Origin of the sequence: Methanosarcina vacuolata Z-761 (assembly GCF_000969905.1) — an archaeon.
Classification (GTDB): Archaea; Halobacteriota; Methanosarcinia; order Methanosarcinales; family Methanosarcinaceae; genus Methanosarcina; species Methanosarcina vacuolata.
Genome location: NZ_CP009520.1, coordinates 3,676,718 through 3,699,360, shown reverse-complemented (window position 1 = coordinate 3,699,360; position 22,643 = coordinate 3,676,718). Strand labels below are relative to the sequence as shown.

The following is a 22,643-nucleotide window of genomic DNA, read 5'->3' as shown; positions in this document are numbered from 1 at the left end:
CCGATGACCCGAATTACCACTCACTTACACAAAAACGTGTTGAGTGTTATTATGGATATAATTGAAATGGATCATTTCCGCGAGCCTGAACTTGATGAGGTTCAATTTTTCCTTGAAAGTACCGGAACTCACGGTTCCGTTGTTAATGAAACTGCTGCGGAAATGGACTGTACCTCTTCCAAAATCCAATCAAGGGAGAATGTACTGGTCGACTTTGAGGGCTCCTTTTCATCCATGAACTAACACTTTTCCCCTAAAATTTATTACCCCTTCTTGAAATCCAACTCTTTAACTCCTTGTATTTTAAAGTTAAGCTTGGGTTTCATTCCTCTATTTTGTAGTATTATGAACATTTTTCTCTCTGGATTCCCCTGCGAATCTACGCGAAGTTTGAACATCATTCTTGTTCGATTTGTTAAGGGATGCAAGATTTGCGCAGGTATCTCCTATTTATTGTTTTTTATTACAGATATATCGAAAAATATTTATCCTAATTTTCATCCAAATTGTTCCTCTTTGTTTCCGAATCTTTTTTGGACTCTTCATTGTTTTGTGTGTATGTCCTCATAATATCACCATAAACCAATGCGGCCTTGAATTGAAAATCATTTCATCCATAAGGAATGACTAAGAGTCCTTTTTTGTTCCCTGATTCTCTTTGAATCCTTTTCTGTTATTTCCTTAAAAGGCCATTTTTCAATTCTGAAAACTTTTTATCCTTATTTTCCTGCCTTTTCAGCCCATTTATGGAGTATTTCAAAAAAGATTAAATAAAAAGATTTTTGTTCCTCTTTATTAAAAGTATTATATAAGGCCAGAAAAACTATCGATTACCATATATATTTAAAGTAAGATTACATGTACTTTGTACATATTATTTAAATTCCTATGATCTAATCAATTTAATTATTGTTGTGCTGACTGCCTTGTCACCAGAAAATTCCAGGCTGTCAGGAAATCGGAACCCGAATTTGTCATAAGAGGTACTTTTATGAGAACTGGACAGAGGGACGTGCATAATACACCGCTTAAAAGGCGACTATCGATAACCTATGAGGAGCTCGAGACTCTCAAGAAATCGATTAAGGTTTCGGTTCTCAATGAACTGCGGGCCGAAATGGAAAACGTTTCCGATCAGGATTCCATCAAGGATCTTGTCCTCTCCGAAATCAGGACAGAGCTCATGGGAATCCCTAACCCTGCTCTACTCAAAGCTTCCATCCTGAATGAATTAAGAACAGAATTGAAAGCATCAGGGGAAAATGACTCGGAAGCAGCTGACCGGAAGTTGAGGGAATTTTCAGGCATTCAGGATGGGCTTGTCCGCGAATTGCTTGACCAGAAAATGCTTATAAAGAAACTGGAAACACAGATTGGAGATCTCGCTAAACAACTGGAAGATGCAAAAAAGACTGCTCCTGTTGCTCCACCTTCTGTAGTGCCGTCTTCTGTAGTGCCATCTTCTGTAGTGCCATCTTCTATTACTCTGACTCTTCCTGAAGACCCTCTAGACCTTCCGCCTCTTTCCAGAAAAACCAAACCGAAACCTGAGCTCAGAATAGAAAAACCGGCATACAGACTGGGCCAATTCAAGGAAGCTCCTGCCCCCTTACCAGGTACAGGCGCAAAGGTTCAGCTAAAGCTCAGGGAGGTTGAGCCGGCAGATCTTGATAGAGAAGAAGCCGAAACGAAGTGCGAATATATTATTGCAGAAAGTGGCGATAAAAGAGGGCTTAGAGGCATTGTTAGGCAGGGGTCGTCGGTTAGAGAACCTGCCAGACAACAACCGTCGATTAGAGAACCTGTCAGGCAACAACCGCCGATTAGAACACAGTTCAGGCAGCAACCTCCAGGATCGTCGTTACCTGAAAGGCAGCCTTCTGCTGTTAAAACGGAACCTGTGGAAAAACCCGCTGATGAATATAAATGTGAGTATATAATCGCCGAGAGATCTTCGAAAAAGCACTTCATAGAAGAGTCAGTGGATGTGCGGGAAAATGAAGATGCCGAGGTTATCACATGTAGCCGGAAAGATTCTCGGGCGAAATAAAGCTTAAAAAGACAGAAACTTTCTCAAAAACGTAAGATTACAGAGGCATTCTGTGTATATAAAAGAGATTGAATTTGTTAATTTTAAGTCTTTCGGAAAAAAAGTAAAGATTCCCTTTTATAATGACTTTACTACAATTTCGGGTCCGAATGGGAGTGGGAAGTCTAACATAATAGACGGGATTCTTTTTGCACTTGGGCTCACAAGTTCAAGGACTCTTCGCGCTGAAAAACTTACCGATCTGATTTACAATGGCGATGCGTCAAAAAAGCCTGATTTTGCTCAGGTTACGATCCGTTTTGACAACTCTGACCATAAGTTACCTCTAGAGCTTGACGAGGTTGAAGTCTCAAGAAAGGTTCGACGGACAAAAAGCGGGTATTACAGCTATTTTTATTTCAATGGAAAAGCCGTAAGTCTTGGAGAAATCCATTCCCAGCTTGCAAAAGCTGGGATAACGCCTGAAGGTTACAATGTGGTTATGCAGGGAGATGTAACGCAGATAATCTCCATGACCTCTGTAGAAAGAAGAAAGATTATAGACGAGATCGCAGGGGTCGCAGAATTTGATGAACGCAAGCAAAAGGCTCTTGGTGAACTGGAAGTCGTAAGACAGCAAATCGAGCGCGTAGATATCATCCTTGAAGAGGTACGCACCCAGCTAGGAAAACTGGCGGGAGAACGTGACCAGGCCTTAAAATATCAGGCGCTCAAAGCTGAAAAAGTCAAATTTGAAGGCTATCTTCTCCTTTCCAAACTCAAGGACGCAAGGGCTGAACTGCAGAATGTGGATAAGGAACTCGCAGGTAAAGACGAGCATCTTGAAAAAGTCCAGCTTGTCCTCAACGAGAGAACGCAGGAACTTCAGGCGCTTGAAGAAACCCTGGAAGAGCTTTCGGTTGAAATCCGAAAAAAAGGAGAGGATAAACAGCTTCAGGTTAAGAGGGAGATCGAAGAGACAAAGGGAGAAATTTCTCGCTGCGTAGATAGTATCGAGCTTTCGGAATCCGAACTTGAGGAAGCTGATTCACGGCGCAGGAAATCCTTTGTAGAGATCGATTCCACCAAAGGCAAGGTCAGGGAACTCGATGAAAAAATTGAAGCCGAAAACCTGAGAAAAGAAAGCATTTCTTCAGAGCTTTCCGAGCGCAAAACCGAGCGCATGCTGCTTCAGAGCAGGATTGCGGATGTGGACGCAAAATTTGCTGCTACACGGGATGAGCTCATGGCTGCCAGGAAGAAGCTTGAGGATGTAAAAAACGAGAAAAACGAGTTAATCCGAACCGAAGACCGGCTCCTTGATACTCTCCGGAGAAAATCTTTAGAACTCCGGGAGATAGAAAACCAGATCAGAGACGCTGAAGCCGCAGTTGCTACTTCTGACAGTGATACGCTTTCTGTTAAGTACGAAATTGAAAAGCTTTCCGAAAACCTGGAGTCTCTTATCCGGGACCGTGATGATATCGAAAGCAGCCATTTCAGGATAAAAGAAGATATAAGGAAACTTGAGAACAAACTTCACGGCCTCCAGCAGGAATACACAATCACGGAGGCAAGAGTGCGAGCATCGGAACAGGGCGGAGGCTATTCCAGGGCCGTGGAGATGGTAATAGGGGCTGCAAGGCAGGAGGACCTTTTCGGAATTCATGGGACCATTGCCCAGCTTGGGAGAGTGGACAGACAATACTCAACAGCTCTGGAGGTTGCTGCAGGAAACCGGATGCAAGCGATTGTTGTTGACACGGATGCCGATGCTGCCGAAGCAATCGAGTACCTGAAGCGGAGAAAAGGAGGTAGAGCAACCTTCCTTCCTCTCAACAAACTGAGAGAGCCCAGGCGGCTTGAAAATCTAAGTTACGAAAACGGGGTAATAGGATACGCAATTGACCTTATTCAATTTGATTCCGGTTTTGAGTCTGCTTTCTGGTACGTTTTTCAGGATACTCTTGTTATGGAAAGCCTTGAAAGTGCCCGCCGCCTCATGGGAAAGGCAAGAATGGTAACCCTTGAAGGCGAACTTCTGGAAAAGAGCGGAGCAATGGTAGGAGGGTCAATATCCTCTAAATCGGGCACTTCTTTTGCAGCTGCAGAAAAAGACAAACTGGTTGAACTTGCAGAGGAGATCAAATCCCTGGATGCAAGCCGGAATGCAGCAATAAGCAAGCAGGACAGCATTGAAAGCCACCTTTTCGAGCTGAGCAGGAAAATTCGGGACTGTGAAGCTACGATCTCACGAAAAGAGAACCAGCTTGATGAAATCGCAGGCAGGGAAGCAAAACTTGCTGAACTTCTTGAATCAAAGCAGGCCGACCTTAAAGCAATTGAGGAGTCCAGAACCGAACTTGGGACTGAAATGGATAGGGTAACTGCGGAAAAAGCTGATAAAGAAAAAGCCGTATCCGAACTTGAGGGGCAGATCTCGGGACTTGAAGCAAAACTTGCGGATTCTCCTCTGCCTGAAATAAATAAAAAAATAGAATTCATTGACGAGGAACTCCGCAGGCTGGATGGTCGGATCCGGGATACTGAAGCCACATTAAATGCCCTGCAGCTTGAAAAAGAGTATGCTGAACAGAAAATTAACGAAGCAAAGGAACTTATAAAGGAACTTGAGGAAAAGAAAGCTTCAAGAATAGAAAAAGTTAACTCTTTGAAGATAAAAATAAAGGAACTTGAGGAAAAACTTGAGGAGAAGAAAGCCAGGGAGGTCAAGCTTTCGGATGAACTGATAGGGCTTCAGCAGGAACGGGAAAAGGTTCAGACCGAACATAATGCGGTCAAGCGCAGGGTAAGTACTGCCGCAACTACGCTTGAAAAGGCGAAGCAGCAGGTACTTACGCTCACAGCTACCAAAAACGCGCTTTTAGATCAGGAAAAGCAGTTTGTCGAAGAAATCCTGAAAAGAGGCATAGAAGAAACTGATGAAGTTCCTAATTACGAAACCGTTTACATGCGGATTCAGGCAATTGATGAAGCGCTCAGAAGGCTCGAACCCGTAAACATGCGGGCAATTGACGAGTACAATGAGGTAGAATTAAGGCTTTCGGATTTGCAGGGTAAGCGAGACACTCTCTTTACCGAGAGAGAGCAGCTCCTTGAGCGCATTGATCAGTATGAGCAGTTAAAACGAGATGCCTTTATGGAAGCCTATACAAGCATTAATGCCAACTTCAAGGAGATTTTCCATGAGCTTTCCGAAGGGGTGGGTGAACTCTTGCTTGATGAGCCTGATGACCCTTTTGCAGGAGGAATGACACTTCGGGCGCAGCCCAAAGAGAAAACTCTCCAGAGGATCGAGGCAATGTCCGGAGGAGAAAAAAGCCTTACCGCACTTGCGTTCATTTTCGCGATTCAGCAATACCGTCCTGCTCCCTTCTATGCTTTTGATGAAATTGATATGTTCCTTGACGGCTGGAATGTGGAAAGGGTTTCAAGGCGCGTTAAAACCTCAGGATCAAAAGTCCAGTTTATTGTTGTTTCCTTAAGAAAACCTATGATTCAGGCCGCATCCAGGACAATTGGGGTTACAATGCAGGAAAATAACCTTACCAGCATTACCGGGGTGAGACTTAATGGCTGAACTTACGGATAACGAGGGGGCAGCGCTTGAAGTTCCGCTTCTTCAAGCTAGTACGATTTCTGAATCCGGGGAAAACAACTCTTTTTTTGTGAAATCCAAAATTTATGGGCTGCCAGGTACTCTTTCATGCCTTGGAATTGATTGGAATCTGCTTGATATTTCGGAGTTTGAAACTTCCGAACCTCTGGGTATACTGGTTGAACTTGCGCGGGTAGGAAAAATTGATCCCTGGGATATTGACATAGTACAGCTTACTGACGGTTTCCTGAGAAAGGTGGAAGAGCTAAAGCAGATGGACCTTAGAATTTCTTCAAGGACGCTTCTTTATTCTGCTATACTCCTGCGTATGAAATCTTCGGGAATCCTTGATGTGGAAGAGGAAGAAGTTGATACCTTTGATTCGGATTTTCCTGATGATCCTGATTTCCCTGAGCCTGCAGAGTTTCCTATACCAAAGCTTCCAGTTCGTCGTGTATCCACAAGGCCGGTAACACTCAATGAACTGATTCTTGAACTCAAGAAAGCCGAAAAACACCTCTCAAGAAAAAATGAAAAAAAAGCCAGCCAGGTTTCAGAAGAATCCGATCCTCGCCCCAAGCTTACTACCGGAGATGTCCTGGGCATTGCACATGACGAAGCCATTGGCTCGCGGTTGTCTCTTATGTGGAAAAGGCTTGCCGAACTGTTTAATAAGCAATCCGTAGTGGTTTTTTCGAGTATACTGGAAAAAAGCGAAGATAAAATTATGGATTATCTTTCTCTTCTTTTTCTTGCTTCAAGCAGGAAGATCTGGCTTTTCCAGAATGAACTTTTCGAAGAATTATACATCTATCCTGGAGAAGAATCCGGCTTTTCCACCGAGGCAAATCCGTCCCTTTTCCATGAGATGTTAATTAAATCAAAACCCGAACTTTCAAAACCTGGTATTAAAGGTTCTTCAGGACCGGACTCACCAGGGGAGATTTCTCAGCATGAAAATCCGGTTAAGAGCCTTAGTTAATGCACATTGATATTTACTTTTGTACTCTGAAAATTACGCTTGTACTTTGAAATTACCCTTGTACTTTGAAATTTGTTTCATGAAACTAAATTTATAAAGAAAAAAATGAACATCTTTTAAATTTTGAGAAGTTACTTTAGAATACTTCATTCGGTTTAATTTTCAGAATTTCTAGCTATTCATTATGTTTTTTTCTTTGAATTGATGCCAAAACCAATTTGATTTTCCTCAATAAAATTTTAAGGATTATATCAGGACCATTTTTCATGATCAGAAACTTTAATGGTTGTTCATAACGCCAATTCACAGAAACAACTTTTGTTTTTTGGTCAGCTCAACATTAATCTGCTGACTCACAGATTGAGCAGGCACTTTCATAGGTGCTACTGAAGATATAGATCCGCACTTTCGGCAGTAGTAAAACTCATTTGAGCCAAGTACCTGCTTTTTGAGAAGTGTACCACAACGGGCACACTCTAAAGAGAATTTAAACATACTATTGTCACTCCAAAGAAAGTTCAAAAATATTATTACTCCAGGATTATTAGTGGTTCCAGCCTTGCAGTATCTTTTCTTGTCCAGTACCCACACACAGAGCAGTACTGAAAATCCCTGAATGTATCATTTTCAAGCTTGGAGTTACACTTTGGGCATTTTTTCAATAACATTTAGTAATCTCCTGTTTTTTGGGAGGTAGAGTTTGGTTTGAAGTGAATTTTGGTTTGAAGGTGTGTTTTGGTTTGAAGGTGTGTTTTGGTTTTTGATTTGGTTTGAGGTGTTCTTTGATTTGGTTTGAAGGTGTTTTTGATTTGGTTTGAGGTGTTCTTTGATTTGGTTTGAAGGTGTTTTTGATTTGGTTTGAAGGTGTTTTTGATTTGGTTTGAAGGTGTTTTTGATTTGGTTTGAAGGTGTTTTTGATTTGGTTTGAAGGTGTTTTTGATTTGGTTTGAAGGTGTTTTTGATTTGGTTTGAAGGTGTTTTTGATTTGGTTTGAAGGTGTTTTTGATTTGGTTTGAAGGTGTTTTTGATTTGGTTTGAAGGTGTTTTTGATTTGGTTTGAAGGTGTTTTTGATTTGGTTTGAAGGTGTTTTTGATTTGGTTTGAAGGTGTTTTTGATTTGGTTTGAAGGTGTTTTTTGTTTGGTTTGAAGGTGTTTTTGATTTGGTTTGAAGGTGTTTTTGATTTGGTTTGAAGGTGTTTTTTGTTTGGTTTGAGGTGTTTTTTATTTGGTTTGAAAGATATGGTTTGGTTAAGTATTCGTTTTTCCAGACATCTGGAAAAAAGATGGAAAAGTGCATTTTAATATAATCCTTTTTTAACTTCCCGTCTCTTTTCCTTGTTAATTTCCCATCTCACTTTAATCAAGCTTTAAATCCAAAGCTTAAGCTTCGGTGCTGTTATCGGTACAGTTTTCAGGCATTCTTCCGGGGCACATTGGGAAGTTACCTCCGTGCTGCATAGGATTTTGGTCGGGACACATCCCGTGATCCATTCCATGGCCCATTCCCGGCATCCCCTGTGAAGAGGACATGATCTCTTTAAGGTCTTCAAGAGATTCAGCTGCGTTGATATTGTCCATTAGAGTGGTGAGGTCCGTGATTTGGTTGTTGAGTTCTGTGACATTCTCACCGCTATCATCGGTTATGTTTTCACTCTCGCTCACTTTAGCTTGAATGTGTTCAATTTGTTTTTCAATTGAGTCAACAGCTTGAGTCTTCATATGAGTTAATACAACTTCTTGCAGTTCTGTTGCACTTGAAGCTGCACTCACATTAGTGGATAAATCTTCAAGATCAGTTATCTGCTCATTTACCATCTCAGTCCTGTTTTCATCAGTAGTGTTTTCCAGCTGCTTGTTAAGCATCTCAGTCATATTCCCGATTGAACTGACAATTTCGGTCTGGACATCAGTGTAATTGTCATCAGTTACGTTTGCGACCTGATAAAGATTAAATAATCCAGGCATTCCACAGGGTCCCTGAGTCATTCCCCCCGGTCCTCCGTGCTTCCCATCCGGGCCACATCCGTTTGCTTGTGCCTGATTGAGCAGAACTTCCTGAAGCTCGGTGGCATTGGATGTTTCACTTACATTAGTATAGAAACTTTGAAGGTTAGCAATTTGTTCACTGATAGAATCAAGTATATCGGCCTGAACGTCGGTGAAATTTTCTTCAGTTATGTTTTGTGCAGGAACAAATTTTGGACTGTTTTCTGCAGCATAGGCTCCTGAAGGGAGAATACATAACACCATTAGTACCGTTGCAAAACGGGAAATTGATTTTAATGATTTTGTCATCTTCATATTCTCATCCATTCTTGACTTATTCATGTTCCATTTTTCTTGCAGGCTATCAACCTGCTGCCAGCTTTGAAATTAGCTGGCTTAAATATAAGCTTACTTCTCACGATAAAGAGATTAAAGAGAATCATTTTTAGAAAGAAGCTTTATTGTGTCTTTGAATTCAAATTAAACCTTAAAAAGCAAAATTAAAACTTATCGGAGTTCCTAAATACCGTACATAAAACCCAGATCAGTGTTAACTTATTTTTAATGTTTTCCGGCGAGTGAATATATTTTAAAGCATAAATATTTTAAAATACAGATAAGTTAAAATATAAATATTTTAAAATAGAAATGTTTTGAAACAGAAATAGACTCAGTTTCTGTGGGCAACTCACCCGTGTTAGAAGTACATGAATAGAGAAGTACATGAATAGAGAAGTACGTGGATAGGGAAGTACATGAATAGAGAAGTACATGAATAGAGAAGTACATGAATAGAGAAGTACATGAATAGAGAAGTACATGAATAGAGAAGTACACGAATAGAGAAGTGCATGAATAGAGAAGCACATGAATAGTACTCATGCCCACACTTTAAACAGAGAATATCCAATCGTTTTATGCAGATAAACTCAGCGTTAATTTCTTTTTATGCAAGCTTCAAACATTAATTGAACATTTTTAACTATTTCTTCCCAGTCATAGTTTTCAGCTTTCCGCAATGCGGCTTCTGAAGCTTTTTTGTTCTTTGAGTTTTTCCCAATCATTTTTGCCACGGCTTTTGCAATCTCCCTCTCCTCAAGCTCCACAATAAACCCATCAATTCCATCTTCAACAAGACCCTGTGCAGCATTATACTTTGCTTTAACCGTCACCACAGGCACTCCACAGGCAAAAGCCTCGATAACCACCATTCCGAATCCTTCCCTGCTTGAAGGCAGCACAAGCACCTTTGAAGCCTTGATTTTCCCGATCAATGCTCCATACTCCTGAAAGCCTGCAAACTCGACATTCTCGCAAACCCCACTTCTCTTTGCGAGTTCCACCAGTGCTGCCCTTTCAGGTCCATCCCCAACAATGCAACACCTGAGATCTGGAAAATCGGCTTTAAGAAGAGCTACAGCTTTAATCAGCAGATCAACGTTTTTTTCTTTTATAAGCCGGCCTGCAAAAATGATATCATAAGCGTTATTTTCAGGGTCAACAGGGAATTTTCCCCAGTTGGACTCAATCCCGGAGATTCTTTTAAGATCAATCCCGTTAGGGATAACCGCGATCTTTTCTCCAGGCACCCCTAGTCCCTCCAGTCTATCCTTTGTCCACTTCGAGACCGCAATATTATTGTCTGATAGCTTCGAGATCGCCTTCTCGACCAGCAATCCAAAAATTCCTGCCCTTCCTAAATATTCATACCAGTAATCATCCCATACCTCGTGCCAGGTAAGTACTAAAGGCGCTTTTTTCAGGATTGAAACCGCTTTTACGGTAAAACAGGAAAAATAGGGAAAGACACTCACATCTATAAGGTCAAAATTTTCTTTCTTGAGCTCAGGGAACAGTTTTGCAGCGAAGATTATTGCCTCGGAAATCGAGCGTCTGCCATTGACATACAGGTTTCGAGCTTTACAGACGCCGTGAAGAGTCATGCCTTCATACTCAAAAGTATCTTCTCCTTCCCACCACTTGACTCCGAAAATGTGTACTTCATGCCCTCTGGCCGAGAGCTGTTTTCCCAGTTCATGAATGCGCATCTCTGCGCCGCCCTTGACCCATGGATAAACAGCATCGTACACAAAGGCGATTTTCATTGCACCACTTACCAGTCAGTGTCCACTTCAAGGAGCATTACGCTCAGGACAATTGCCGAAAAAATCATCTGAAGGCCAATAAAGGCAAATACCATTGAAATAACTGCATTTTTCACTTCAGAGAGAGAGCCGTATCCTGAGCTGATCCAGGTGTATACTACTTTTAGCCCTAACAGGAGGCCTGCAATAAGTATAATTGAACCTGCAAACAGTTCTTTTTCAAGAGAATGGTAGTTCAGCCATTTTGCAGTGTTTCCTTTATTATTGGGGTACATACCACGGATAAGGCCATATGTTTTCAAATAGCCTCCAGTAGAGAGCGTCTGTCCTCCGAGGATTAGAAGCATGCAGCCCAAAATAAAGGAATGCAGCCGGTTTTCTGCCACATCTCCGGTAAGAAGAAGAGAACCTGTTATAAGGACTCCAAGGACAAAAACCACAGCTCCGGGTAGAAAAAGAAAGGGCAAAGGGCGATATAGCATCATAAACCTTATATGCCGCCAGCCGTCCTGAAAAGAACGAAGTTTGGAGGGGGCACGGCGTGAGTAATAGGTTATGGGGACTTCTTTTATTCTCAACTCACATTTTGCAGCTTCAATTACCATCTCGGATGCAAGTTCCATGCCATGAGTTTTAAGGTTCATTTTCTCAAGGGCTTCTTTTGTGAAAGCTCGCATCCCGCAATGAGCGTCCGAAATTTTCGTCCCGAAAAGAAGATTCAGCATTGCCGTCAGGAAAGGGTTGCCTATATATTGATGCAGCCAGGGCATAGCTCCTTTTTTGATATCGCCTTTCAGCCTGGTGCCCATTATGAAATCCGCTTCTCCTGCCATAAGAGGGTCCAGAAACCTATCAAGCTCAAGCAGGTCATAGGTATTGTCAGCATCGGCAATAGCAATATAGTCTCCTTTTGCTTTGGCCAGTCCTTTGAGGTAAGCGTTTCCATAACCTTTTATCGGGCCTATTACCTTTGCACCCATTGAAGCTGCAATCTCCGCAGTCCTGTCTGACGAGTTGTCAGCAATTATTATCTCTCCTTCTATACCATATTTTTCGAATATAGACTGAGCTTTCTCTATGCAAATTCGGATGGTTTCTTCTTCATTCATGGAAGGCATTACGATAGAAAGAGAAGACATGTCCAGCTTATAAAGCATTATAGCCTAATAACTATTTTGATACGTATTATTTCTCAAGAATTTGTAGTCTTCTTTAATTCTCAAAGTATTTTCAACAGAATTAAAAACAAAGCAGGAAATGGGATCCGAAGAGTACGAGTACAGTAGTAGGGAAAGAAACTCAATTCTTGCTAACAAGCTATATAAGGCATCAGAAAACTATTTTTAAGAAGGGAACCGGATTTTTCCGGGAATTATCAATCAATTTCATGTACGGTTAAAACGCTCTACTTATATTGGTTTTAAAGGTGATTCGAATGGTTAAGATAAACGTGATATTCCATAGTATTCATGGCCACATTTACAAAATGGCAGAAGCTATAGCTGAAGGAGCGAGAGAAGTCGAAGGAGCTGAAGTGGAGATTTATCAGGTGCCTGAAACCCTGCCTTACGAAGTTCTGGAAAAAATGGGGGCAATCGAAACAAAAAATCTTTTTGCTCATATTCCTGTAGTGACCAGGAGCATGTATGAAGATGTATTCGCGGGAGCAGATGCCCTAATTTTTGGGACACCTACACGTTATGGAAATATGTCAGCTCAGATGCGTACAGTTTTTGACGGCCTTGGAGGACTCTGGAGTAGAGACGCTCTTGTTGGAAAGGTAGGAAGTGTCTTTACTTCAAGTGGAACACAGCATGGAGGCCAGGAATCTACAATCCTCACAACGCATGTTACCCTTCTTCATCTCGGAATGATTATTGTCGGGCTTCCGTATTCCGAAAAACGTCAAAGAAGGATGGATGAAATAACAGGTGGCAGCCCATACGGAGCTTCAACGATTGCAGGAGCGGACGAAAACCGCGAGCCTTCTGAAAATGAACTTGCAATGGCCCGTTATCAGGGAAGATATGTAACTCAGATTGCAAAAAAACTCGCTGGAAAATAAAAGGAACATAAAAATAAATAGATTGGAAAACGTTTTCCTTTTAACTCACATTCCGATTTTTGATACTTTTGTACAATTAAAAATCACAAAAGTATAATTTTTATAGTCATTCATTAACAAAACGACCAAATATCAAGGGATTATTATCTCAAATTGGCAGGGGTTCGAAATGTGCATTTTAAGGATGTTCTCCGCATTTTTAATTTTTTCCACTTATAAATGCTCACCCAAGACTCGGGAATGTCATGCCTCTGTATTCAACTTTACTTTGAGCTGTTATCAGGCATGCCAGAGTGCAGTAAGTTGCTTTTTTCTCAGCCTTTTTAAGGACAAAGAATTCTTTTCCACATATAGGGCATGTTTTTTTTACGTAAGACATTGGAAACACTTATTCTCAGTAGTGAGTGATTTTTATATATTCGTTTTTAAGACATTTAATAAGATAGCACAATAAAATATAAACTTTCTTATTAAGCTTGTATATATCTTTTATGAGAAATTAAAATCCCTTTACTGGACGGGTTAAGACGTCTTTATTAATATTATTGTAAAAAAGGACATTTATATTAAAAGGCTGTCTTAAAATTAACTAATTTAGAATCAGGTATAAATACTGTACTAAAAATAAACTGAATATTGCAAATGGCAGATAACCAAAGACGTATGCAGCAATTTTAGGCCAGCTTGCCAAAGCCTTAGAAGCTAAAGAAGTTCCTGGAAATAAGAAAAAATAACTTTCAAATCTGACAAAATAAGGCAAATATACCCTTTTTGCCAGATTTGATTTTGTTCTACCGTAAATATTTATATTGGTTTATGGAAATAACCAGAAATATAGGGTTTAGTAGATTCAATATCTCTTTTTTTCTTCTTTTTTGCTTTAACTTGTGTTAATTTTTTGCTCAAATTTTTATGTAAGCTTTACTCGATATAACTATAATCATTTCCGTACTTAGCTACAATTGACTATGTTTTATCTTCTTCTATAGAGTGACACTCCAAGAAGTCCGATGACTCCATAAATCATTTCGAATCCAGGCGACTTTGTGCTTTCATTTCCAGAAGCATTTGAGCTTTGTGTCTGCTCAGGTGTCTGTTCAGTCTCTGCTGCTGTACTTTCGTTATCCTGTTCAAGGTCCTGAGTTTCAGGTTCGGACGGTGTCTCATTCACAGCTTCTGTTACATTACTTTGAAGTTCAGGAGAAACACTTACGTTATCACTAACGTTTGTTGCTGTACTATTTTGCTCAATATCAGTAGATTCAGACTCTGTTCCATTCACATGTATTATTTCACTAGAAGTGCTGACGTTCTCACTACTGATGCCAATACTACCGCTGCTACTACTGTGGTGGTGGCTGCTACTACTGCTACTGCTGCTACTGCCGCTGTCGCTGTCGCTTTCGTCGTTAGCAATAGCTTCTTCCGTTACGTTTACTACATTATCTTTTGAGACAGATCCAGCTTCATTACTTGCCGTGAGTGTTACTGTATAGTTTCCTGCTGCGGAATAAGTATGGGTTGGGTTCTCATTGGTTGAGTTCTCTCCGTCTCCAAAGTCCCAGTTCCATTCGGTTGCATTTTGAGATAAGTCTGTAAACTCCACAGATCCACTTGAATTATCTGCACTAAAATCAACTATAGGAAGACCACTTTGTACAGTTATGTCTTGAGTTTTTGAGCTCCAGCCCTGTCCGTTGTTTACAACAAGGATAACAGTATAGTTTCCTGTTGTAGTGTAGTTATGCGTGGGGTTCCTCTCTTTGGAAGTTTGTCCGTCCCCAAACTTCCAGAACCAGGAAGTTGCACCTGTAGTGTTGTCAGTAAATGATACATTCAGGGGAGCATTTCCAGATGTGGATGATGCAGAGAAATCAACAACTGGCGCCTTTAAACTATCTTTGCTGGCAGTTATATAGGCTATCTTTGTAAGTGTGTCATTTCCTTCAGGTCCCCATACTATCAGCGTAACGTTATAAACGCCAAGCTTTTTAATATTATGATGGGTTGTTAATTCTGAAGCGCTGTAAGTGGTAGCCCCTGTTTCTACATTTTCAAATGTCCACTTCCAATTAGTAACATTTCCAGTGATATCACCTGTAAGCCTGGTAAGTAAAGTAACATTCCCATTTGTAACGTTAGAGGAAAAATCATTAATTGTTACATTGCCTGCTGCTAAAGCCGTGGGCATTAGAAGTATAACCAGTACTAATAAAACCATAGGCAAGAAAATTTTTTTCATATCGAGTTCTCCTCAGGACTAGTGCACTTAATGTGCAAAATAAAGCAAGAGTAAATTTACCCTAAACATTAGGGTTCATGCAGCTTGAAGATTTATGCTGTTTATTTTTAGCTCAGTTGCTTAAGTCCCATTTTTTTTGATTGTTTACCGGCTATCCGCCGTTTGACAGTCCCAAAATCGACTGACTTATATATAAATCTATTTTTCAGAGTCCTCAAACAAAAATTTATTTTTTAGGGGATATTTCGCCTCATATGACAAATTAATGTATTATTACGAATTTTTCAATTAAATTAAACACAACAGTTATTTTATTAATTATTTAATACATTAATTAAACTTTAATTTAAATTTGGAGCTACATTACATCCTATTTTAACGTAAAAATTAAATATATTGAAAAACAGATTCAAGAGCCACAATTATAAAAAAATGAAGCTAAATATATAAAACTTTTATTTATCTCTAATTTTATTTTCAAGCTTAATGGGGTTCAACTTCTTTAAACTAGAACCTTAAAGGTGTATTCTTGAAAGATGAACTTTTAATATATAATGATTAATAAAAACAAACAAAATAGATCCTTATTTTAAATTATTAATTCAAAGGCATCTACTATTCTGTAAAAAATTAAACAAGTCACTTTCTAATTAATATTACATTTTGATAAAAGTAAATCTTCCACCACCTCATGTTATAGTAGTTTATCGGAAGTGACATCTTCCGCCAATGAATTGACGGGCATCTACGGAATTTCAACCGATGCCATACTGCCCCAGGGCAATTGTTATTCCGGTTCTCGCCATCAACGTTCAAACTTTTACCTGCAGAACTACTTTACAGAACTATTTTTCAGAATTACTTTGCAGAACTATTCTGTAGAACTTTATAGTTTAAGTCCAGTAGCAAAGTTAAGCAGCTCTTGTAGCATTTCCAGCTTCCAAGACAAAACTTAATAATATATACAAGACATTATATAATATTTTATATAAAAATTTATATTATATTTAATAATATTAATATTTTATTTGAGTTATAAACATGATACTGAGGCCGATTATGCATTCATCCCACATTTGAATCCGCGGGGATTCTGCTTCGATGTTCTAAACTTATTATTTGCAGCCAGCAAAAAGACTAGAAGGAGACATGTTTGATAATGTATCTTTTTGGTATTATCCTGGACATTTAGAACTATAAATGAGCAAGACATTTTAAGGCTAAATGAGCAAAATACAAAGCTAAAATCCGGTTATTATTAAAATGTTCTGTACTAAACTATTTGAGGTATACATTCATTTTTCATGACGGATTATATTCAAAAAAGATAATTCAACCGGGTTGGGTCACTATATTTTGGGAACCTGAGTTGAAGCTTAAATGTCCGAGTTGTATTATTTGTAGGATCATGAAAATTTAAAAAAGCAGGGGGACCTGGGATTAGGCCGCTAATTTTTGGAAATGGAAGAATCCTGATCTGCGAAGACGAAAAAGGAACTATAAGGGATATCTATTTTCCATATGTAGGACTCGAAAATCACGGAAACTCTATAAAGGTTGGCATATGCGATCTTGATTCCCTTTATTGCAGCTGGCTTGAAAACTGGAAGATTAAACAGAGGTATAAATCCGAGTTTAAGGAGGAGTTCTGTAAGCGTATCCTTGAAACCTCAAGAGAGAACAGGGGAAGCGTAAGAAGAAAAGAAGAGATTCTGGAAGGCAACCATGAAGTTCCCGAGGCCTGCATGGAAGTTGTCTCTAATATAGGGGAAACAGTGTTCGAAAATCCGGAAATTGGACTCAGAATCACTGTCTGGGAAACTGTCCACCCCTCGGTAAATATTTTTTACAGGACTTTTAAGGTCACCAATACCTCTAATAAGCCCAAACATTTGCGCCTATTCTCAAACCAGAATTACCGAATTCTTGAGACCAAAATCGGAGAAACGGCTGTAATCGATAAACATACGCTTATCCATTACAAGCGCGACCGTTATTTCCTGCATGCAAGTGACCCTGCATTTGACCAGTATGCAGTTGGAACTGCTGAATGGAGAGGGCTTGAAGGCACCTGGAGAGACATGGAAAGCGATGCCTCCCTTAGTGGAAATCCTGTAGCTCACGGCTCAGTAGATTCTACCCTTGGCTGGACCCTTCCCGAACTGAAGCCAGAAGAATCGACAAGGTTACACTATTGGATAGTTCTCGGAAAAAAGTATTGCAGCGTGCTTCAGGTTCATAAACAGGAAAAGGAAGCCGGAAGAAAAACCCTTTTCCATCATAGCTTCAATTTCTGGAACTCTTTTATTGAGAGAGTATCCGTCCTTCCGGAATATTCCCGGATGCCTCAACTCCCGCAGAGTGTCTTAAAGTGCTTTTACAGGAGCCTTCTTGCAGTTGTCGCCCACATGGATATCACGGGCTCGATAATTGCGTCCTGCGATTCGGATATAAAGCAATTCGGAGCAGATCTTTATACATATTGCTGGCCAAGAGATGCAGCCTGGATCTGCCTTGCGCTCGACAGGGCGCGGTATCACCACCTTACTTTTGAAACGTTCGAATTTTTCTCAAAAACCATTACCCCTAAAGGAAACTTCCTTCACAAGTACACGCCTGCCGGAGACTTCGGGAGCACATGGCATCCTGTCCCTATGATTCAGATCGATGAGACAGGGCTTCCTCTTTATGCCCTATATAACAACTGGGAAATTGCAAAGAGTGTCTGGACCACAGGCAGGTATTACAGAAGGCTTGTGATTCCCACAGCTAACTATCTTATAAAAGCCATTGACACGAAAACAGGCCTTCCAATTTCGAGTTTTGACCTATGGGAAGAACGAAAAGGCATACATACCTACAGCGCATGTACTGTCTATGCCGGCCTTAACGGGGCCTATGAACTCTCCCGCTCTCTTGGCGATTATGACAATGCAAACATCTGGAAGGAAGCTGCAGACCTTATTCGCAAGTCTATTCTGGAGAAACTTTACGACAACCGACTACAACGTTTCCGCCGTTCGCTTGACGACCCTACTCTTGATTCCTCAATTTTTGCAGTCTGGTACTTCGGGATTCTCCCACCCGATGACCCAAGGATCATCCGTACAATGGAAGCTATCGAATGCGAACTTAAACGCTCTTCAGGCGGGATTGCCAGGTATCTTCACGACACTTATTTTGGCTATATGAACAGCTGGATTATCTGCACTCTCTGGCTCTCACAGTGGCATTCAGCAGTCGGCAACCTAGACCGAGCTCTTGAACTCCTAAAATGGTGCGCAGCTCACGCCCACCCCACCGGCCTCCTATCTGAACAGATCGATGACAGAGGTAACCCTGTATCCGTCCTCCCCCTGGCCTGGTCCCACTCAACCTACGTCCTTGCAGTCCTTGAATACCTGCAAGCCCTTGAGAAAAAAGAAAGTAGTTTCTGCAATTGTCCAGAAAAATAAAAACGATAAAGGATTTTCCTGAAAAACCCTCTGATAACTTAAATATGTATTTTTGAAATTTTCCAAAATTTTTAGCCTTAAAATTTTTAGCTTTTTGCCTTCTATTTGCCAATTAACATAACATACATGATTATCATACTTTTGCTACAGTTGATATCAATCATACTGCTGCCAATCTTGCTATTTCTCAACATTAATCCCATCCCTTTGAACTGGATAAGTATCATTAGTTGACTTGGTATGTTCTCTGCCATTTTTACCCATAATAAAATGATAAATCTTTGGTTGCAGCATTGGTGTACCACCAAGTAATGGCAGACCAGTAAATGTGATTATAAGCTCCTTTCACAGAAGTTAAACTTTTTTTGGTTCAGTTGTAAAAACCTAATTTTTCAGAATATTTTGGAATACAAACCTTTTGACATAAAATATTCGTATACTGCCTATACAAATCCAAATGTTACATCCTATCAGAGAATACGCTTGTTTCCTTTAATAAACCCATCCAATATCAAAAAAGCATAAGAAATACTTAGACAGTTTTCTCAATGTCTCTAGATGAAGAAAAATGCCATAGTTTATATTTTATAGGACTTACGCACTTGAGGAACAGAATCCATTACGACAAAGCCTGCGGATCAAAGTCGTATTTTAACCAGCAAATGGTCTGATGCTATTGATCTTCAGTCCAACTGCATAAGTCCTATTTTATAAATATATTCATAAAACTTACAAGAGTTCCAAAATGAAAGAATTTCCAAATAAGACAAGTGAAGATGTAAACAAACAGTTTAAATAATATAGAACATTTACAGTACTTCTATTTGCTGGGATCGGTTTTCCTTTCAATGTCTTAACATATTATTAATAATTAAATACAGTAGTTATTATCAAAATACTGTATTCTTCATATTATCTCAATTGACATTCACCGATACAAATTTTAGTCAAACAATACTAAAGTATTTTTATGAAAAACAACTGTATACTAATAAATGAAAGAAAAGTATCCGGTTTCAGGATTTACAAGGGACAAAGAAGCCATTTATGTAAATGGAATCCGTATCTTTGTTCCTGTAGAATATGATAAGTTTAAGGCAGGAATTCCAAAAAAGAGACATAAAACTCTTTTTGAGCTATCAACAATCACTGGCATGAGGTATGCTGAAATTCAAAGGCTATATGATCATCCTGAATGGTACTCTGAGAGCAGGAACCAAATTCGTCTTAATGAAGATGCACAGAAGAAAGTGAAACGAAAAGCGAAGGAGAGAACCATTGATTTGTTACCCTCAACTTTTCCCTATATTCTTGATCAATTTTTTAACTGGCCTGCTCCTCCAGATATTGACACTTGGAACCAAGACCTTAAAAGATGGGCTGTTAAAACTGATTTTAATCCATTTGGAATCTCAGCAAAAACTACAAGAAAAAGTATTGAATCTTGGATGCTAAGTTCAGGAGTACCGCCTTTTAAAGTTTACCAAAGACAGGGACACGATCCTCAGACATCTCTTTATCATTATCAAGGACTCAGCTTTACGGATATAGAGATGCACCAGATCAAAAAAAGATTAATGGAATGGGGTATTCTTAAAACAGATAATTAAAAAGAATTATAGTCTAGCTGGTCTAAAATCTTATAATATTTGTTCTTTAACCAACTGCCTAAGTTATATTTGTAGGAATTATTTTTAATTTTCTGTAAATTCAAAGTCAAATTTTAGGCTTGGAATACATACGGAAAAAGGATACTAAATAACATTTAAGAAGACAACAACTAAAAAAGTCATAGTTTGATGAGATGTGAGATTATAAAGTTATTGTCTTAATTAACTTAATCTACTTATCTGATATTGGTTTTGTACGATCTTGTAGATAAATGTAGTAGTTTTCCTATAAAACTACTGGTTATTCTATAGATTCTTAGGCATTTTTGTCATTGAAATAAAATATTTAATGTAAAAATACAGTATTATTAAGAAAATAACTGTATTAAAACCATTTAAATTTTAGTCTCTTTATAGTGCACAATAAATTTTTATTATGCTGCGTAGCCTGTTTGCAGATCCACTTAGTAGACCATAATTACCATTTTCTACATCGATTTTCATAAAATCCCTCCACTTTAGTCTTATTTATGCTAATTCTAGCAGTAAATTTTTAAGAATATTTGAGTATACATAGAGGTTTATTGAAACCTTCTGCGTTTTCTCAGTTTAGTTCCAATTGTGATTTTACAGAACCTTTATAACAGTATATAATATATTATATTTAAATTTTACTTTTAAACTGTCTTTCCGCAGATGTCCTCTTGAAATAAATACTTTTTCTGCTATCGTTTTTGGAGATATTTCTAAAAATTTAGTATTGAGATTATCTGGGATCTCAATTGTTACTACCAAAAAACAAGAAGGAAAACCTTTACTGAATATATAAGTTTTAAATGAATGAGTAAATGAAAAAAATACAATTAAAAATAATAAAAAGAAATGTTGGAAAAAACAATATCGAAAAAAATAGTGAAATTTATCAGACATCTGCGGAAAGTGAGGTAGCAGAATAATTAGAGTAAATGAGCTTTTGGGATAGGCTCATGTTATGGTTAACATATAGTAATTTCGGATTTAAATAAAATTGTAAAAGTTTTGAAAAAAACGATATCAATAGAAAAATTAAATGGATTATTATGTCGATCTGCCGAATGTGGGAGTCATGAACTGTGACTATTTAAATTGCCCTATCAATCAAAAAATTTTAATTCAATTTATATATTTATATATTTATATAGTTTATAGTAAAGTCATTTACTTAAAACTACTGTATTATTGGTTGGATAAAACTATTATTAAGAAATATATGTTAAGATAAAAACTGAAAATACAGTAGTTTTATAGGAAAACTACTGTATTTCTAAGATTTTCCATTTATGTCTAATATGGGCTGTGCGTTATTGGATGGTTGATATTTTGTCTTAGAGCATCTTTGCTTTAGGACATAAGCAGTTGAACTGAAAAATGAATAGCATAAGTCCTATTTGTTTAATTGCATTTGTTTTTTAAGCTTGTCTACATACAGGAAAATTGAGTGTATATGAAACAGAAATAGAGAGCGGAATGCGAATGTGTGTATCTTCTGGAAAATATCAACTGACTATTAGTAAACCACCAAATTTTTGAGAAAATTATAAAAATTGGAACCGCAATCAAAAGATTAGATTAGAGTTAGAGGGCGATATGTTTGGCTTGGTAGAATTTATACATCTGATCAATTGGATAATTTTCAATATAGTGATTATATTTATTTTAACGAAAAAGCTGCTGCTGAAGAGAACGGTCCGTAGGTCTAGAATCATTTTTTGGCTCATAATAATCATCAATATTTTTTCAGCTACCCTTCAAATTTTCTACCTAATAAACACAGATTCAAATATATGGTACCAGTTAATTGCCGATTGCCTGGGCATCATAGGACAGAGTGCACTCCTGATAGGGATTGTGTGGATGAAATTGATAGCTGAACCGAGTCCAAAACCGAGGAAAATTTTGGTGGTTGGAGCCCACCCAGATGACATGGAGATCGCCTGTGGAGGATCTCTCGCAAAGCTTTCCGATGCAGGGCACACTATAGTAGGCTTGATCGTAAGCAAAGGGGAACAGGGGGGTAATAGTTCCTCCAGGCTTATAGAAGCAACGAAAAGCTCTGAATTCTTAGGTGTAAATAAGGTCGAAATTATGGATTTTCCTGATACTAGACTGGACCAGTTCGTCTCGGAGATTAGCAGACAAATCGAAGTAATCGTAAACGAATTGAAACCGGATATGGTATTTACACACTCAATTCACGATCTACATCAGGATCATAAAGCGGTTCACGATGCAACACTGCGTGCTTGCCGCAATCTGAGCACTATATTATGCTATGAAAGCCCTTCCACTACCAAGGCTTTCAAGCCAAATGTTTTTGTAAATATCGAACAGTATATAGATATCAAAATAGAAAGTATCCAGGAACATAAAGATCAAAACAAAAAGAGGTATGTGCAGCCAGAGCAGGTCTATGGAAAAGCCATCTTCCGAGGTACTCAAGCAAAATTGGAAAAAGCAGAAGGCTTTGAGGCAATTCGGATTAACTTACCAATTTAATTACATCTGTAATA

15 protein-coding genes are annotated in these 22,643 nt (G+C 38.9%); 8 read left to right on the top strand and 7 right to left on the bottom strand.

Going from position 1 to position 22,643, the window contains the following annotated elements:
- The first annotated feature begins 3 nt into the window (after positions 1-3).
- From MSVAZ_RS15205 to MSVAZ_RS15190, 4 genes are all read left to right on the top strand, one after another.
- Positions 4-243 (top strand): hypothetical protein, encoded by a 240-nt coding sequence (locus MSVAZ_RS15205; protein ID WP_048122334.1) that lies wholly within the window; start codon positions 4-6, stop codon positions 241-243.
- A 748-nt stretch (positions 244-991) separates the two neighbouring features.
- Positions 992-2,050 (top strand): hypothetical protein, encoded by a 1,059-nt coding sequence (locus tag MSVAZ_RS15200; protein WP_048122332.1) that lies wholly within the window; start codon positions 992-994, stop codon positions 2,048-2,050.
- A 52-nt stretch (positions 2,051-2,102) separates the two neighbouring features.
- Positions 2,103-5,630: a chromosome segregation protein SMC gene (smc, locus tag MSVAZ_RS15195; protein WP_048122329.1), complete on the top strand. Its 3,528-nt coding sequence runs from the start codon at positions 2,103-2,105 to the stop codon at positions 5,628-5,630.
- Positions 5,623-6,630, top strand: a complete 1,008-nt coding sequence (locus MSVAZ_RS15190) for a segregation/condensation protein A (protein ID WP_048122327.1) — start codon at positions 5,623-5,625, stop codon at positions 6,628-6,630. The genes smc and MSVAZ_RS15190 overlap by 8 nt, the downstream gene beginning before the upstream one ends.
- Positions 6,631-6,933: 303 nt before the next feature.
- Here the strand turns inward: MSVAZ_RS15190 and MSVAZ_RS15185 are convergent, their stop codons facing one another.
- From MSVAZ_RS15185 to MSVAZ_RS15165, 5 genes are all read right to left on the bottom strand, one after another.
- On the bottom strand, positions 6,934-7,125 hold the full coding sequence (locus MSVAZ_RS15185) for a hypothetical protein (RefSeq protein WP_156151109.1): 192 nt from the start codon (positions 7,123-7,125) through the stop codon (positions 6,934-6,936).
- A gap of 173 nt (positions 7,126-7,298) precedes the next feature.
- Positions 7,299-7,928: a hypothetical protein gene (locus tag MSVAZ_RS15180; protein WP_048122323.1), complete on the bottom strand. Its 630-nt coding sequence runs from the start codon at positions 7,926-7,928 to the stop codon at positions 7,299-7,301.
- A gap of 83 nt (positions 7,929-8,011) precedes the next feature.
- Positions 8,012-8,926 carry a hypothetical protein gene (locus tag MSVAZ_RS15175; protein ID WP_232316125.1) on the bottom strand — a complete coding sequence of 305 codons (915 nt, stop codon included), beginning with the start codon at positions 8,924-8,926 and terminating at the stop codon, positions 8,012-8,014.
- Between the two features lie 626 nt (positions 8,927-9,552).
- Positions 9,553-10,722: a glycosyltransferase family 4 protein gene (locus tag MSVAZ_RS15170; RefSeq protein WP_048122320.1), complete on the bottom strand. Its 1,170-nt coding sequence runs from the start codon at positions 10,720-10,722 to the stop codon at positions 9,553-9,555.
- 8 nt (positions 10,723-10,730) lie between these two features.
- Positions 10,731-11,879 carry a glycosyltransferase family 2 protein gene (locus MSVAZ_RS15165; protein WP_048122318.1) on the bottom strand — a complete coding sequence of 383 codons (1,149 nt, stop codon included), beginning with the start codon at positions 11,877-11,879 and terminating at the stop codon, positions 10,731-10,733.
- A 278-nt stretch (positions 11,880-12,157) separates the two neighbouring features.
- Between MSVAZ_RS15165 and wrbA the strand changes: the two genes are divergently transcribed.
- A complete protein-coding gene (gene wrbA, locus MSVAZ_RS15160; RefSeq protein WP_048122314.1) occupies positions 12,158-12,787 on the top strand; it encodes an NAD(P)H:quinone oxidoreductase type IV in 630 nt (209 codons plus the stop codon).
- Between the two features lie 223 nt (positions 12,788-13,010).
- Here the strand turns inward: wrbA and MSVAZ_RS20925 are convergent, their stop codons facing one another.
- Positions 13,011-13,166 (bottom strand): hypothetical protein, encoded by a 156-nt coding sequence (locus tag MSVAZ_RS20925; protein WP_197078776.1) that lies wholly within the window; start codon positions 13,164-13,166, stop codon positions 13,011-13,013.
- Positions 13,167-13,760: 594 nt separating this feature from the next.
- The gene (locus MSVAZ_RS15155) at positions 13,761-15,029 is read right to left on the bottom strand and encodes a PKD domain-containing protein (protein WP_048122312.1); all 1,269 of its coding nucleotides are present in this window, start codon (positions 15,027-15,029) and stop codon (positions 13,761-13,763) included.
- 1,745 nt (positions 15,030-16,774) lie between these two features.
- On the opposite strand from MSVAZ_RS15155, the gene MSVAZ_RS15150 reads away from it, so the two are divergent.
- The 3 genes from MSVAZ_RS15150 (at position 16,775) to MSVAZ_RS15140 (ending at position 22,629) form a co-directional block, all read left to right on the top strand.
- Positions 16,775-18,484 (top strand): glycoside hydrolase family 15 protein, encoded by a 1,710-nt coding sequence (locus tag MSVAZ_RS15150; protein WP_084626164.1) that lies wholly within the window; start codon positions 16,775-16,777, stop codon positions 18,482-18,484.
- A 995-nt stretch (positions 18,485-19,479) separates the two neighbouring features.
- Positions 19,480-20,094 carry a site-specific integrase gene (locus tag MSVAZ_RS15145; RefSeq protein ID WP_048122306.1) on the top strand — a complete coding sequence of 205 codons (615 nt, stop codon included), beginning with the start codon at positions 19,480-19,482 and terminating at the stop codon, positions 20,092-20,094.
- Positions 20,095-22,032: 1,938 nt separating this feature from the next.
- Positions 22,033-22,629 carry a PIG-L deacetylase family protein gene (locus tag MSVAZ_RS15140; protein WP_232316124.1) on the top strand — a complete coding sequence of 199 codons (597 nt, stop codon included), beginning with the start codon at positions 22,033-22,035 and terminating at the stop codon, positions 22,627-22,629.
- Positions 22,630-22,643 lie beyond the last annotated feature (14 nt).